This is a genomic window from Desulfosarcina sp., from assembly GCF_046496365.1.
GTDB lineage: Bacteria > Desulfobacterota > Desulfobacteria > Desulfobacterales > Desulfosarcinaceae > Desulfosarcina.
This window is the reverse complement of sequence record NZ_JAWOHB010000113.1, coordinates 1-15,664: the sequence shown is the minus strand read 5'-3', so window position 1 is coordinate 15,664 and position 15,664 is coordinate 1. Positions and strand designations below refer to the sequence as shown.

The window sequence follows — 15,664 nt, the reverse complement described above, 5'->3', positions numbered from 1 at the left end:
CCCGAAACACCGGTATCTACGAAAAATTTTGGCGAACTTGGGCTAAAGGAAACACCCGAGGAAACACCCTCACGTGCGAGGATTTTGACCGAGTAGGTTAGTGTTAGCGTTAGAGGTTAGCCCCCCCAACGCGCGAGGAGGTTCGCTGTCTGGTTCGCCCCTCAAAGCCACTTAGAGCAGTGTTGCCAGATGTTTTACGAGTCCGATGCCGGATGTCGGTAAAAATAGCTGCGGAGCTGGGAAAGGTTGTCGCCACAAATTCCTCCTCGCCTGGAAAATATTTGCCCCCCAGCACTACGCGCAACAATAAAACCCAATTTGAGTGATTCAGGCGTAAAAAACTGGTGGCGTGCCTTTTTGGGGTCAAAGAGGATTCTTTGCCGCCGGATCGCCCAATGAGGCCACAATTTAAGAATTTCCCTCATCATCTGAATACAGCTTGACAAGACACCCCAGGCCAAGCTAAGAAGAATATAACAATCAACGTGATAAGGTATCATGAGGCGTTACAAAATGAGTGAACACCAACTCTCAACACCCGCAATAAAGTCGGCCCAAACCGTTCTTTTGGTGCTCAAGGCCTTCGGCAATCTTCCTGAAGAAGCCAGCTTGGCCGAGGTCGTTGAAGTTACACGCCTTCCGAAGATGAAGGCGTTTCGCGCCCTGACTACCCTGGCTAGCACCGATTTTCTCGCTCAAAACGAAATCAGCCGGAAATACCGTCTCCACCACTCCCTTTTGGATTTGTCCTCCAAGATTCTTAACCAACAGGGGCTGCGAGAACTGGTTCATGATCGGCTACAGCAGCTTGCCAATGATATCGGAGAAGACATTACCTTTGCGGTTCCCTCTGCCGATTTTAAAGAAATCGTCTTTATTGATCGGCTGCGCGGGGGGGCTCGGATCAGTTTTTTTTGCGATGTTGGCAAGCATATACCGCTGCACGTGGGCTCCGCAGGTAAAGCCATAATGGCCCATCTTCCAGATGAAAAGTTCGAATCTTACCTATCGAACTTCCAGCCAGTAAAGATTTCCCCCTTTACGATTATCGACAAAGAAACGCTGCGCCGTCAGCGAAGGGAAATACTGCAAAGGGGTTATTCTGTAAGCGAGCAGGAAGTAGACGAAGGCGTCAGCGCTGTTGGAGTCTGCGTTCTTGATGCAGCAGGAAACCCGATCGGAGCGGCTGCCATCGCATCACTTACCGTGAAAATGACAACTTTGCGGATGGAGCAATTGGGCAGCCGACTCAAAGAGGCCGTCTCAAAGATATCAGCCGAAATGGGCTTCAGGAAGGAAAATCATGTTTCTTTCCAGCGATGAAAAAAACATTCACTACAAATTTTCTCCCAACCTTTTGCCAGTGATGGAAATCAGCTCTGGTCAAACGGTCACCGTCCAGACCCGGGACGCATCCAACGGACAGCTTCGCCCGGGAAGGTCCCAGATGATCGAAGTCGGTCGGTTACTACCCGCAACCGGGCCGATCGCGATAACCGACGCCCTTCCTGGTGACGCACTTTCGATTTTCATCGAATCGATCCGACTTGCGCCAACTGGCTTTGCATGGCTTCGGCCAGGACTGGGCCTAAAATCAGTAAACCTTTTTGGCGACCGGTACGTACAGGCTTTCGATGTGGACGGCGAAAAGCCGTTGCACCTAGCTGGAGGACTCACCATTCCCTTGCGACCGATGGTCGGCATCATCGGCGTAAGCCCGACCACCGATTTTTCCAATCGGCGCCCAGGCAAACACGGCGGCAACCTTGACTGCGTGGACGTGGCGCAAGGTAACACGTTATGGCTCCCCGTGCATGTTAAAGGAGCGCTTCTGTCGTTGGGCGATGTGCATGCGGCAATGGGCGAAGGCGAGGTGAGCGGGACTGGGATAGAGATTGATGCCGAGGTGACAATAACGGTCCAGCGGCACCCACAGGGCGGTCTCGATGGGCCTGTCATTAGCACCCCGAGCAAAACGGCTTTCCTTGAATCGGGCCCGGATGTGCGCGAAGCCATGCAGGCGGCTCTGGACAGAGCCGTCCGGTGGCTTGCGCGCCATAAGAACATCACCGAGATGGACGCCACGATCGCAGCTTCGATCTCGGGTAACGCCCGAATATGTCAACTCGTCAATGGAGACGTCACCGTCTCTTTCGAACTACCAGTGAGGCAATTTACATGCTGAAAGTGACAACGGTACAGATGGATGTGCGTCTCGGAGAACCGGCCGCCAATCTGAAGACCATTTTGGAATATACCGCTTCGGTCGACTCTGACCTGGTTGTCTTCCCCGAGTGCGCCAACTCGGGCTATTGCTTTGATGATAAAGAAGAGGCCATTAGCTTTGCCGACACAATTCCGGGGGTATTCACCGAACGGCTGGCCGAAGCCGCCGGGCAGACCGGGCGCTGGATTGCCGTCGGCCTTCTGGAACGCAATGAAACCGACCTATACAACACTGTCGTTCTGGTCGGGCCAGGCGGTCAGTTACACACACGGCGAAAGAGCCATCTGCCCTTTATCGGCGTGGATCGCTTCGTGCTGCCGGGCGATGAAATCCTTCCAATTGTTACGCCTATTGGAGTGATCGGGATTGTCATTTGCTACGAGTGGCGCTTCCCCGAAATGGCGCGAAGCCTTTGTTTACAGGGGGCTGACGTACTTTTGGGCCTTAGCAACTGGCCCGAGGGTGCCAGGGCCATCCCTGAACAATTGATTGCGGCCCGGGCAGTTGAAAACCACGTGTGGATCGTTTCATCGAACCGGGTCGGGACCGAGCGCGGTGTCGATTTCATAGGGATGTCGGCCATTGTTGACCCGACGGGGAAAATTGTCGCGCAGGCGCTCGGCGGAGTTTGTACCCTTGAGGCTGAATTCGATCCGAATGCCAGCCGTACCAAAAAAATCGTACGCAATCCGGGCGAATATGAAATCGATCTTTTTCTCGACCGACGACCATCCATGTACGGTTCTTTGGTCAAGGAGTAGCTCATGATCGAATTTATCCCCCAGTTGATCATCAACGGCCTCGTTTTGGGTAGCATTTATGTCCTAGTGGCCTTGGGCCTGACGATGGTGTTCGGCATCGTAGACGTGGTTAATTTTGCGCATGGGGAATTTTACATGCTGGGGGCGTTCGTTGCGTTTTGGGTGGTCGACAGTATGGGGGTCGCATATTTGCCGGCGATTTTGATCACCGCCGTGGTCACCGCCGGTTTCGGACTGTTTACCGAGAAAATCATTATCCACCCGCTGCGCAGCCGCAACCCCCACCCGATTAACTACGTTCTGGTCACGGTAGGCTTGTCGACATTTCTGCTTTATGGGGTCAACGCCCTTTTTGGGCCCGATCTTCGCCAGATACCGTCGCCTTACATGAAGCAGATAATCAACATCGGGAACGTCTACATAACGACGCAGCGCTTACTGGTTTTTTTGGTCACCGTCGTGATTGTTGGTTTTTTGGCCTACTTTGTCAAATACACCTCGCTGGGAAACCAGATGCGTGCGACCGCCCAGAACTTCCAGGCCGCCCGCATTGTCGGGGTTCACACTGACCGCGTTTTTACCTTGACCTTCATGATCGGGGCAACGTTGGCGGGCATTGCCGGCGCCATGGTAGGGGCCATGTTCGTCACCGAGCCCACCATGGGGATCCACGTCATTGTCAAGGCCTTCATTGTGGTTATCGCAGGTGGGATGGGAAGCATCGCAGGCTCCATTGTCGCGGGATTGGGACTGGGACTGGTAGAGACGCTGGCTGGTTTCCTGATGCCTGCTGAATTTCTCGACATCATCGGCTTTTCCATCATGATTATCGTTTTGCTGACCAAACCCACCGGGATTTTTGGTACAAAGGGAGGATCACGTGCCTAAATATGCGAAAGCCCTTGCTTGGGCCGCGGCAATTATCCTACTCCCGTTGGTGCTAAACGAGCCCTTTTACCACCATATCCTGATCTCCTGTGCGATTCATGTAATCCTTGCGGTAAGTTTAGGGATCATCGTGGGTTATCTTGGCGAGCTGTCTCTTGCGCACGCCGCTTTCTATGGCATCGGGGCATATACATCAGCGCTTTTGACACTTCGGCTGGGGGTCCCTTTTTTCCCTGCCTTCACAGCGGCGATTCTACTTGCTGGGGTATTCGGCTTTCTGATCGGGATTCCGGCCCTTCGCCTCAGTGGGCACTATTTTGCTATCGCCACACTCGGATTTCAGGGCATCGTGATTTTGTTGATCATCAGCATGGTCGATATAACGCGCGGCCCTATGGGGTTGCCGGGCATCCCGGGGTTGGGCGACATTCACTTCTTCAGCTGGACCATCTCCTTCAAAAGCAAAATCACCTATTTCTATCTTAGCTCTTTGGTGGCTGCGATTGTGATTTTTCTCACCTCTAACCTTATGCGCCACAAGCATGGTCGCGCATTTATGGCGACTCGCGAAGATCCCATGCTCGCGGCATCCATCGGCGTAACCCCGCGAAACTTCCGGATGCTGGCATTCGTCATAAGCACAGCTATGGCTGGAGCCGCAGGGAGCCTGTATTCGCACTATGCGCTTTTTATCAGCCCGGACTCCTTTCACCTTCCCGAATCTGTCTACATTGCCACGATGGTCATCATCGGCGGCAGATCCACCATTTCCGGACCGATCATTGGAGCCGTTTTACTGACCACCTTGCCGGAATTGCTCCGGTTTACTGGCAGCCTACAGTTTGTTCTCTATGGCCTGATGCTCATGGTTGTGGTCATATTCATGCCGGAAGGGATCATTGGCATCGTTAACCGGCTCATGATGAAAATAGGAATCAAATCACCAGATATGGCGGTGCCTGATGGAACTTCTCAAAGCTGACGGCATTACAAAGCGTTTCGGTGGACTGACTGCTAACAAGGATGTTTCGCTTCGCATCAATCAAGGAGAAATCGTTAGTATCATCGGTCCGAACGGTGCCGGCAAAACCACCTTGTTCAACTTGATTACCGGTGTTGAAGTGCCCGATTCGGGGGTGGTCATGTTTGCGGACCAGGAGATAACACGGATGCCATCCCCCAAGATTGCAAGGATGGGGCTCGTTCGTACTTTTCAGCAGACCAAAATTTTTCGCGACATCTCTGTCATAGATGCAGTGGTAACCGGCCGTCATTTGCACGACAAGACCACTTTGCTTGGCGCATTGTTCTCTTCCCGTAGCGCGCGAAAAGAACGGGCGCAAAGCTACCAAAAGGCGATGAAGATTCTTGAGTTTCTCGACATGTCAGAGCGATACACTACCAAGACACAGAATCTTCCATACGGCGAGCAGAAAATGCTCAATATTGCTATCGCCTTGGCTGCGGAGCCCCAACTGTTACTGTTAGACGAACCGGCCGCAGGTATGAATCCGAAAGAATCCCTACGGTTGATGGAAACCATCGGCAGGATAAAATCGCTGGGAATCACTGTGGGCCTAGTGGAACACAACATGCGTCTGGTGATGAAAATCTCGGAGAAAATTTTTGTCCTGAATTACGGTGAGGTAATTGCCGAAGGCAATCCGGAGGCCATTCGCAACAACAAAAAGGTCGTAGAGGTTTATCTCGGGAGACAGAAAAGTGCTTGAGCTCAGAGACATACACGTATCCTACGGCCATGTTCCCGCCTTGCGAGGAGTATCGCTGACTGTTGAGAAGGGGGAAATCGTGGCGCTGATCGGCGCCAACGGCGCGGGAAAATCGACAACACTGCGCGCGATTCAAGGAATTATGGCCCCTCTAAAAGGCAACATCTACTGGAATGGAGAGGACATAACCAATTTGGCACCACACAAGGTAGTTGGCAAGGGTATTGCCCACTGCCCCGAGGGCAGGCAAATTTTCCCATCCATGACTGTGATGGAAAATTTGAAAATGGGGGCAATCGCTATACCCAACGCGGATCAAGACAAGGAAACGCTGGAATATGTACTGTCATTATTTCCGAGGCTTGAAGAACGAAAGGCTCAGATGGCTGGAAGTCTTTCGGGAGGCGAGCAGCAGATGTTGGCCATAGGCCGTGCCCTCATGGCAAGCCCAAAATTGCTGATGCTCGACGAGCCTTCAATGGGGTTAGCTCCACTGTTAGTCGAGAGCATCTTCGAAATGATAAAGGATATTAACGTAAAAGGCATTTCCGTTTTGCTGGTGGAACAAAATGCATACATGGCTCTAGAAACTTCAACGCGCGGTTACGTAATTGAAAACGGCGAGATAACTTTGTCGGGACGATCCGTGGAACTCATCCATCATACCCATGTGCAGGAAGCCTATCTGGGGATCTGACAAAATGAGAAAACCTTGCACTTTTTTGTTCGTATGCCTTGCAGCCCTTGCACTATGTGAGGGCTACGCCTGGAGTGGCGACGATGCCGCGCGGGCCTTTGCAATTATTCAGCGTTATGGTGAAAACATCGGTGGACCGGAAAGCGTCAGATCCCTGATTGAGTTAAACATGAAAGACTGGAAGCCGCAGGCGTCAAGGGGGATTGAGATTTTCGGTTGGCAGTCTCAACCCGCAGGCCCCTATAACCAAAAGGTCGTCTACAGCTATATTGAACATGGAGAATCTCCCATTCAAATCATATGGCAAGTAGATTTGAAAAGCGAAACGATTGTACCGTTGAATATTTTGAGCGAACGCATCATGCAAATGGCCTGTATACTCTAAATGGAAAGGGAGGGAAATCTTTTGACCTTTGGTTTACGGTAAATGTTGTTACTGGCGATAAAAACCAATCCACACATCTCCATAAACACTTAAAGGGAGGATATCTGTTATGAAAAAGCTCTCCTTAGCAATCGCTTTCGTGATGATAACCACTGCCGCCTTTGCCGCCGATCCAGTCAAAATCGGCGTCGTGCTGCCATTTTCAGGCCCTGTCGGCTCGGACGGGACTCGCACCTTTACCGGTGTTGATCTGGCCGTCTCGCAGATCAATGAAAAGGGAGGGGTGCTGATCAACGGGGAAAAGCGCCCAATTGAGCTGTACAAGGAAGACAGCACCTGCAATCCGCGTCTTTCGGTGGCTGCAGTTGAAAAACTAATGACGCAGGACAAGGTTTCTGCCGTGATTGGTGACTTTTGCAGCCCTTCTACACTCGCCTCATCAGAGGTTGCCAAACGCAGCGAAGTACTGCTCGTCACGCCCATCTCAGTGGCTCCACCCATTACCAAACAGGACAACCCGTGGATGTTTCGCAACTGCGACAATTCTGACATGATGGCCTTGGCGTTTGTCAAGCACGCCGTGCATGATTTGAACATCAAGAGATGGGCCTTTTTAGCCAGAAACGACGACTATGGCCGCGGTGGCGTTGAATCCATGAGCAAACTGCTCGAAGCCGAGGGCGCACAAGTCGTCGCCGTTGAATATCACCCCCAAGGAGCCACGGATTATTATACCCTCTTAACCAAAATCCGGGCGAACAAGCCTGACGGAATCGCCTTGATTGCCAACACAGCAGAACATGCCGTCGCCACCAATCAAATGGCCGAAATCGGTCTGACCAAAACGGTTCGGCTGTTGGATCCCACGAGTGCATATTTTAACCCCGATTTCTTGCGCCTGACCGGAGCCAACGCAGAGGGGATGGCTGGACCGACGCGCTATGTGCATGTCATTGACAACCCGACCAACAAGGCTTTCGTAGAGGCTTACCAAAAGGTAAACGATCAATATCCTGACAAATTCGCGCAAAGCGGCTACGAAACTGTTTATCTGCTTGCAGACGCCCTGCAAAGGGCAAACAGCACGGAACCTAAAGCCGTGCGCGACGCCTTGACTAAAAGTCGCCTGAACAGCGTCCAAGGTCGCGAGATTTATTTCAACGAACAAAATCAGATCGTTTTGGATGAGTTCATCATTCAGGTAAAAGGCGACAGCTATGAAATTTTAGGCCGCGTGGATGGCGAAACGGTTACAAAATAATTAATTACACGCTATCAAATATCGCGCAATAAGGTTTTAATTTCTGTGCTTCGGGTGGTAAGCGGTTAGATTTTCTCCAAATTATCTCGCTTACCGCCCTTTTTTCTGCTCGATACTTGCACTGATGCCTTCGTAAAAAAGCCGAAAAAACTTCCCGGCACCCCTCCCCTTCCTTTGGTTTGACCTGGCTCAAAACGGCCAGCCCCACTCGTTTGGTGCGCTCCCGGCTAGGCAGGGTGCCCCTTTGAATTAAACCACATCATCTATACCCCGGACAAGCGATGGAGTTTTTCCCAGCGCCAGAGCATCCGCCCGATTATCTGCAAGGCCGTTGACAGCCTCCGCCGGAACTATGCGATAGTGCCCCCAGAAATATTCTGAAAAAGGGGAGAAAGGACCCATGCGAACCAAACAGGACGCCAAGGCCATGGCCGGCATCCAGTAACGGGGACAGTTTCCTTCGGGCAAGGGATGATGCAGAAACAGCTGCAAGCCATTACCGAAACCCTCCGCGGGATCGTCGACCGGGTGACGTATCACAACCCGGACAGCGGGTGGTCGGTGCTGCGCGTGACCCCGTTCAACAACCCGATGTAGCAGGAAACGGTCATCGTCCACCAGACCAAGGTGTTTGCCGGCGCCACGATGGAATTTCACGGGGCCTGGACCGTGGACCCCAAGTACGGCCGGCAGTTCCGTGCCGCGTCGAATAGAATTTTTTGGCATTGCAACAAGTTGGTAAGGTCCGTCGCCATCAATGGCTTGACAACAGAACACCGAATGATGCCTAATTTGACTTCTACCCTCTGTTTGCCAAGGCGGCTTGGGGGAAGTAGTTCATGCGGGCTCGCGTGTGCCGGGGGATTTTTTGACGGCCCCCCGGTACACGGTTTCAGCATTTGCCGACACAATTCATTTTTCGGATCGGACAGGAGACCGCCCGAAGGGGACGATCATGGCAGGGTTGAAGATCAGTACGGTGGCAGGAGGCTCGGAATTAAAGGACTTCATTGACCTGCCCTGGCGGATCTATGCTGAGTACCCCAGATGGGTTCCGCCCCTCAAGCATGAGGTTCGTCGGATGTTGGACCTGCGCAAACACCCTTTCTGGGAGTTTTCCGAGCGCATCCTCTTTCTGGCCCGCCGGGGGGCGGAGACGGTGGGAAGGATTGCGGGCATCATCGACGGCCATTACAATCAGTTCCACAACGAAAAAATGGGCATTTGGGGATTCTTCGAATGCGCGGACGACCCGGAGGTCGCGGCGGCCCTCTTCTCTTCCGTGGAGACGTGGTTTCGCCGCAAAGGGATGACCTTCATGAGAGGCCCGCTCAGCCCATCCACCAATTACGAGGTGGGGCTGCTCATGGAGGGATACGATTATGCGCCTGCCTTGATGATGGCTTACAACCCCCCGTATTATTCAGGGTTGGTCGAATCGTGCGGTTTCACCAAAGAAAAGGACCTGCTGACGTTTCTGTTGGATGGCGAGTACCGGCTTCCCGGGTGGATGGATCGCCTTGCTGAAAAGATCGCCCGCAAAAAGGGCATCCACATCCGGCACGCTCACCTGGAGGATGCGGCGACGGAGTTCGCTCTCATCCGGGATATCTATAATGACGCCTGGTCCGATAATTGGGGTTTTGTCCCTCTGAGCGACAATGAGATGCGGGACATTCAAAGGAACGTGATGAAATTTGCTGATCCGGACATGGCTTTCTTCATCTATTACATGGACGAACCCGCGGCGTTCTGCTTGGTCTTCCCGGATTTGAACCCGTTGCTCAAGCGCCTCAACGGGCGGATCGGCCTGCTGGGTGCGCTGAAGTTTTTCCTGTATCGGCGAGAGATCAACGGATTACGGTTGCTGATGTTCGGGATCAAGGAGAAGTACCGACAATTGGGGCTCCCCATGCTGGCCTTCCACCACCTCTATGAGATTGTGAGAAAAAAAGAGAAATATCGTTACATGGAGTTGGGCTGGACCCTGGAGGACAACGAGTCGATCAACGGATTGATAGAGGAAGCCGGCGCAAAAAGCTACAAGAAATATCGTATATTCAGAAAATCCTTATAGTTTCTATGGTTTGGGGTGCACATGGCGCCGTACGGGAAGGGGGGTTATATTGACTGAGCATCGAATTCCTATCATTGGTTTCGTCTGGCGGCATGCTGAGATCATTCCATCGGTGATTCAGATGGCGCGGCGAACAGCAAGCAGCGCCATCTTCGATCTTTCCATGATGGGGATGGACGAGCTGCATGCTTGCTTGCGGCATGCCGACGCTGCCGGCCAGGTCGGGGATATCAAGATTTCGGGCCCTGCCTTCTTCGATCCATCATTGGGGCCGCTATTGAAGGAGACGGGGGTCCGCAACATCTGGGTAGAGTGCCCCCCAGAGCGTCTTCAGGGAGCGCCAGCCGCCTTTGTGCGGCGATTGAGGGAATTGTCGCAAAGCCACGGTTGCTTTCCCATCATCGGGGACCTGGATCTCCTGGCGGCACTTTTGAAGGATAGCCCGGGAATCGAGCGCATCGTCCTGAAAGGTTGCGAGGCCTCCGGGTTCGTGAGCGCCGAGACGACCCTGGTTCTCTATGCAGCGGTCAAGGCGATGCTGCGCACCCCATCGCGCTCTCTGGATATCCTCATCTGGGGAGGCGTCGCCACCCCCGAGGCGGCAGCAGCCTTCCTGTCCACGGGGGCGGCGGGGATCGTCTTCGAGAGCCTCCATTGGTTGACGGACCTGGTTGCCATCGACGACCGCCAGCGCCAGCGGCTCTCCAACCTGCGCATCGACGCCACCGACTTGCTGGGCCAGAACCTGCAGGTTCCCTGCCGCCTTTTCAACAAGGGCAATTCGCTGGCGTTCAAGGAACTCAAGACGTTCGCGGGGTCCCTGTGCGCCGCGGAGGCCATGGAGGAAAGCCGCCGTGCATTCGTTACCCGGGTGCACGCCATGGCCCGCCACCCCCTGGCGAGCCAATTCACGCAGCGCGAAGTCATCCCCCTGGGGGTGGAGGCTGCCTTCGCGCGGTCGTTCGTCGAGCGGTTTGGGGCCGGAACCGAGGAGGCCGTCAAGGCCTTCATGGACGAGACGCGCAACGCATGCCAACGGGCTGAGGCGCAAAAGGACTGTTTCCTGGACAGCCCCGTGGCCAGAGAGATGGGGACCCGATATCCCTTCATCCAGGGGGCCATGTCCTGGATCACGGATGTCCCGGAGTTCGCCGCCAGCGTTGCCGATGCCGGCGGGTTGCCCACCATCGCCCTGGGCTCGATGGACGCGCAGGCCCTTGAGCGGAGGCTGGGCCGCCTGCCGGAAATCATGCGAGGGCGCCCCTATGCGGTGAATGTCGTCACCTTGGCGGAGAACCCTTTCAGGGAGACGCATCTGGCCTGGATAAAGCAACACAGACCCCGTTTTGTCGTCATCGCGGGGGGCGATCTTTCCCCCTTGCCGGAGTTGATCCAAAGCGGCTTCGAGGTCATCTATATCGCTCCGGATGAGGCCCTGTTGAAGCTCGCCCTCGAGGCGGGCGTCCGGTACCTGATCTGCGAGGGGTATGAGGCGGGCGGCCACGTGGGGCAACACAGCACCCTGACGCTTGCTCAAATGGTGCTGGATCTGAAACGGCGCCAGCCGGCCCTGTTCCAGAACTGTCGCCTGATCCTTGCGGGGGGCATCTTCAATCGGGAGACCGCGTTCATGGCCGCCATGCTCGGGGCGGACGCCATCCAGATGGGCACCGCCTATCTGGCCACCCGGGAGATGACTGAAACGCAGGCCCTGACGACCCTCTACCAGCGCATGATTCTCAAATCGCCGCCGGGAGGCACGGTGGTTTCAGGCCAGGAGACCGGGCTGCGGGTGCGCTCCTTGAGGAGCCCGCGCGTGGAAGCGATCTTGTCCATGGAAAGAGAGTTTGCCGCCGGCCGCCAGGACGAGACCGCTTTCCGGACGAGCATGGAAAGGATGGCCGCGCGCAGCCTCTTCGCTGCCGCCCGGGGCCTGGACCGGCCCGGCGGAGCGGCCCTGGAGGAGACGGCCTGTCTGGAACTCGGGCAATTCATGAGTGGGGCCTGTGCCGGCCTCATCGGTAAAGTCCAAGAGCTGGCCGCCTTTCACCGGGAACTGGCCCAAGGCCCTCTTGGGCTGCATCCCCTCGCCCCCGCGGCCAACGCGTCGCCACCCCTGGAAACGCCATCCCCCGCGCTTGGCCATGGCGCCAAGCGTGGCGCCCCTCATGGAGAGGATCGTGAACGGGTGGCCATCACCGGGATGAGCCTACTCAATACCCTGGGCAAGAGCCCGGAGGAAGTCTGGGCCGCGAGTTTGGCCATGCGCAGCGGGATCACCCGGGTTCCGGCGGCGCGGTGGGATCACGCGCTTTTTTACCATCCCAAACCGCAGCTTGCGGACAAGACCTACTGCCAGGTGGGCGCTTTCCTGGACTTCGATATCTCCCGGGAGGGACTCGGGATTCCGCCCCATGATTTCCGGACCATGTCCACGGCCACCAAGATTACCATGTGGCTGGCGGACAAGGCCATCCAGGCATCCGGCCTCCTGGCGTCGGACATCCCGCGCGAACGCATCGCGGTCCTCGTCTCCCAGAACTCGGGCGAGGCGGCGGGGACCCTGGCCAACCTGATCATTCGGGGGTACGTTCACGACATTCTCGCCAGCATCGAAAAAGCCGTTCACCTCACGCCGGACCAGCGCCGCGCCATCGAACAGGCGGTGAAATTCGGACGCATGGCGCCGGACGACACCACCTTGCTGGGCCGGCTCAACTGCGCCGCGCCCGGCTTCATCTGCAACCGGTATGGATTCATGGGGCCCGGCTATTCGGTTTCCGCGGCCTGTGCGACGTCCCTGGTGGCACTGCACAGCGCCATCCAACTGATCCGCGGCGGCATCGTCGATGCCGCCATCGTCGGAGGCGGCGAGGAGCATCTCATCCACCTGCATTTTCTTGAATTCTCAGCCCTGGGGGCGCTTTACGGGCTGTCCGGAAAGCAAAGGCCCGCTCAGGAGACATCCCGCCCCTTCGATGCCGAAAGAGACGGGATGGTCCTCGGCGAAGGCGGGGCCATGATCGTCATCGAGCGGGAAAGCCTGGCCCGCGCACGAGGCGCGCCGGTCCACGCCGTCATCACCGGCATGGGCGCGAGCAACAACCACCTGGGCATGGTGGAGCCCGCCAGCGGCACCCAGCAGATCGCCATCCGCGCCTCCTTCCGCGGGTTGCCCTATGGCCCCGCTGCCGTGGACCTGGTGGAATGCCATGCCACGAGCACCCGGCGAGGGGACTCGGAGGAGGTCCGTGCCCTGGGGGCGGTCTTTAACGCCTCCCATCGCACCGTGCTCACCTCGTTCAAATCCCAGATCGGACACACCCTGGGCGCCTCGGGTCTGAACAGCCTCATTCGAGGCGTCATGGCCATGCAGGCGGGGGTTTTCCCGCCCACCCTCAATTACACCCATCCGGACCCGGAAATCGATCTGGCGGGATCGGGCTTTGTCATCTCCCCCGAGCCGCTCGATTGGCAGCGCACGGCCGGCGCGCCCAGAAGACTTGAAGTCAACGCCTTCGGCTTTGGCGGTGCCAACTTCGTTGTGCAGGTGGAGCAGGCCATGGATGCGGTGGATACGGTCCTGGTCTCACCGGACAGAGAACCCGCTGACCACACCGGAACAAGGAGGGATCTTTCCACGCCCCGGGGCGTGGCTTTCTTGCGGACCGAGATGGACGGCCTTGACTGCCGCCTGGCCGTTGTGGGGCGATCCGCCGAGGAGGCGCTCACGCTCGTCCGGAATTCAGCCTCTGCGGGCCAAGGGCAAATCGTCGCCCCCGGGGCGCGCAAGTCGTTGGCCCACAAGGGGATCTTCATTCAGGGCGAGAACGCTCCGGTTCCACCCCTCGCCTTTGTCTTTCCCGGACAGGGGGCCCAGTATGGCGGGATGGGGCGGGAACTCTACGCGTCATTTCCCGTCATCCGGGAATGGATGGATCGGGCCGCGGCTGCCGCGGAGTTCGACCTCCTGCACCTGATGTTCCATGATCGGGAGAAAAACCTGCAGAAGACCCGGTGGCAGCAGCCGGCCACGTTCGCCATGGAAAATGCCATGGCCCGCTATCTCACCACCCTGGGCATCCGCCCCGTGGCCATGGCCGGCCACAGCTTGGGCGAATTGACCGCCTTGTGCCAGGCCGGCGTCTATTCGCCCGAGGACGGGTTTCGTATCGTCAACAAGCGGGCCCTCTGCATGGACAAGGCCGCGGCCGCGAACGTCGACCCCGGCGTCATGGCGGCTGTGGACGCCCCCCTGGATCTGCTGAAAGAAATGATCCAGGGACGCGACGACGTCCACATCGGCAATATCAATTCGCCGAACCAGGTGGTTTTGAGCGGCGGCACCGAGGCGGTCCAGGACCTTGGCAAAAGATTGAAGGCAAAGGGCCACCGGGCCACCCGCTTGCGCGTCAGCATGGCCTTCCACTCCCCGGTCATGAAAGTCATCCATGAGGAGCTCGAGGCCTACATCGCCACCATTGCCTTTCACCCGCCGCGGATTCCCGTGATCTCCAACACGACCCTGCGGCCGTATCCGTCCGATCCCGATGAGATCAAGAAAATCCTGATGGCCCACCTGGAATCCACCGTTTATTGGATGGATAATGTCCGGACCTTGTGGAACGACTACGGGGTGCGGCTTTTCGTGGAGGTGGGCCCCGGTGACATATTAAGCAATCTGATCACGGACACGCTGCCTGAAGCGGCGTGTATCCAGACGTGCCTTCCGGCCGCGGAGGCCCTGACCTGCAAGAGCGCACTGGCGCAGCTCTTCGTTCAAGGTCATCTGAAGGTTGAGGGCCAGCCGAGGTTCGTTTCCCCGCCAGCGCCCGGAGAAACTTTCCAAGGCCGGAAACAGGCCCCCCTCGCCCCTGTCCCCGTTGAAACGCCCGAGGACCCGGATCTCATGGAGCGGCTCATTCGAATCATCATGGAGGCCACCGGCTTCAATCGAGACGAGATCCAGCCCGACATGGATCTGAGAAGGGACCTCTCCATCCGCTCCAGCCGCCTGCCGATCATCATGGATGCCGCGGAACGCCACTTCGGGATCACGATCGAATTGGAGGATTTTCTAGATGTCCATACCGTGAACGACATGGCCCGGAGAATCTCCACGATCACCGCCAGGCAGGAAGGTGCCGTCCCGCAGAGGGCTGCCGGGACGGTCGACCCCGACCCCCAGCGGGATCGAAACCTGAACGCCCCGGAAGACGAGGCGCGCTTAAAACGGCTCGTCTTCAAGCACACCCCGGTAGGGTCGACGGCCGCGATCCCCATGGAATTGAGCCCCGGCGCGTCCGTGCTCCTGCTCTCGCCCGACCGGGATGACCGGGTCGCCCAAAGTGCGGGCGACATCCTGCGCGTGGCGTACGGGGTCGACACGCTTCCAATGGCCTTCATGCAGGCCGGCGGTCGTCCCGGCCAAGGGGGTCACGACATCCGAACCGATGAAGGGGCCTTGCGGGCCGCGGATGAAATGGCCGGCCTGCCGCCGCTTTCCGGGATGGTCATCACCCTCGGCCCGGGCAGTCCGATCCGCTTGGGAAGCATGGCGGATGTTGCGAGGCTTCTCAGGGGATTTTTTCAACTCCTGAAGACCTTTGTGCAATCGCCGGCCAAGAAATTCGCGGTG

General features: G+C 56.7%; 12 protein-coding genes. All 12 read left to right on the top strand.

The window, feature by feature from the left end; translation table 11 throughout:
• Window positions 1-513 precede the first annotated feature (513 nt).
• Window positions 514-1,323: an IclR family transcriptional regulator gene (locus tag R6V78_RS09700; protein ID WP_410289155.1), complete on the top strand. Its 810-nt coding sequence runs from the start codon at window positions 514-516 to the stop codon at window positions 1,321-1,323.
• Window positions 1,304-2,185, top strand: a complete 882-nt coding sequence (locus R6V78_RS09695) for an acetamidase/formamidase family protein (RefSeq protein WP_410289154.1) — start codon at window positions 1,304-1,306, stop codon at window positions 2,183-2,185. Before R6V78_RS09700 ends, R6V78_RS09695 begins: the two co-directional genes overlap by 20 nt.
• Complete coding sequence (locus R6V78_RS09690; protein ID WP_410289153.1) at window positions 2,179-2,988, top strand: carbon-nitrogen hydrolase family protein; 810 nt, start codon at window positions 2,179-2,181, stop codon at window positions 2,986-2,988. Before R6V78_RS09695 ends, R6V78_RS09690 begins: the two co-directional genes overlap by 7 nt.
• Before the next feature lie 3 nt (window positions 2,989-2,991).
• On the top strand, window positions 2,992-3,876 hold the full coding sequence (locus R6V78_RS09685) for a branched-chain amino acid ABC transporter permease (protein WP_410289152.1): 885 nt from the start codon (window positions 2,992-2,994) through the stop codon (window positions 3,874-3,876).
• Window positions 3,869-4,858 (top strand): branched-chain amino acid ABC transporter permease, encoded by a 990-nt coding sequence (locus R6V78_RS09680; RefSeq protein ID WP_410289151.1) that lies wholly within the window; start codon window positions 3,869-3,871, stop codon window positions 4,856-4,858. The genes R6V78_RS09685 and R6V78_RS09680 overlap by 8 nt, the downstream gene beginning before the upstream one ends.
• The gene (locus R6V78_RS09675; RefSeq protein ID WP_410289150.1) at window positions 4,839-5,606 is read left to right on the top strand and encodes an ABC transporter ATP-binding protein; all 768 of its coding nucleotides are present in this window, start codon (window positions 4,839-4,841) and stop codon (window positions 5,604-5,606) included. Before R6V78_RS09680 ends, R6V78_RS09675 begins: the two co-directional genes overlap by 20 nt.
• A complete protein-coding gene (locus R6V78_RS09670) occupies window positions 5,599-6,303 on the top strand; it encodes an ABC transporter ATP-binding protein (RefSeq protein ID WP_410289149.1) in 705 nt (234 codons plus the stop codon). The genes R6V78_RS09675 and R6V78_RS09670 overlap by 8 nt, the downstream gene beginning before the upstream one ends.
• A 4-nt stretch (window positions 6,304-6,307) precedes the next feature.
• Window positions 6,308-6,688, top strand: coding sequence for a hypothetical protein (locus tag R6V78_RS09665; protein WP_410289148.1), 381 nt, complete (start codon window positions 6,308-6,310; stop codon window positions 6,686-6,688).
• Window positions 6,689-6,797: 109 nt separating this feature from the next.
• A complete protein-coding gene (locus tag R6V78_RS09660) occupies window positions 6,798-7,949 on the top strand; it encodes an ABC transporter substrate-binding protein (RefSeq protein ID WP_410289147.1) in 1,152 nt (383 codons plus the stop codon).
• 471 nt (window positions 7,950-8,420) lie between these two features.
• Entirely contained in the window at window positions 8,421-8,546 is a 126-nt protein-coding gene (locus R6V78_RS09655) for a hypothetical protein (protein WP_410289146.1), read from the top strand.
• Between the two features lie 358 nt (window positions 8,547-8,904).
• A complete protein-coding gene (locus R6V78_RS09650; protein ID WP_410289145.1) occupies window positions 8,905-10,026 on the top strand; it encodes an acyl-CoA N-acyltransferase in 1,122 nt (373 codons plus the stop codon).
• A gap of 121 nt (window positions 10,027-10,147) precedes the next feature.
• Window positions 10,148-15,664: acyltransferase domain-containing protein (locus R6V78_RS09645; RefSeq protein WP_410289144.1), on the top strand; the 5,517-nt coding region annotated here is incomplete at its 3' end.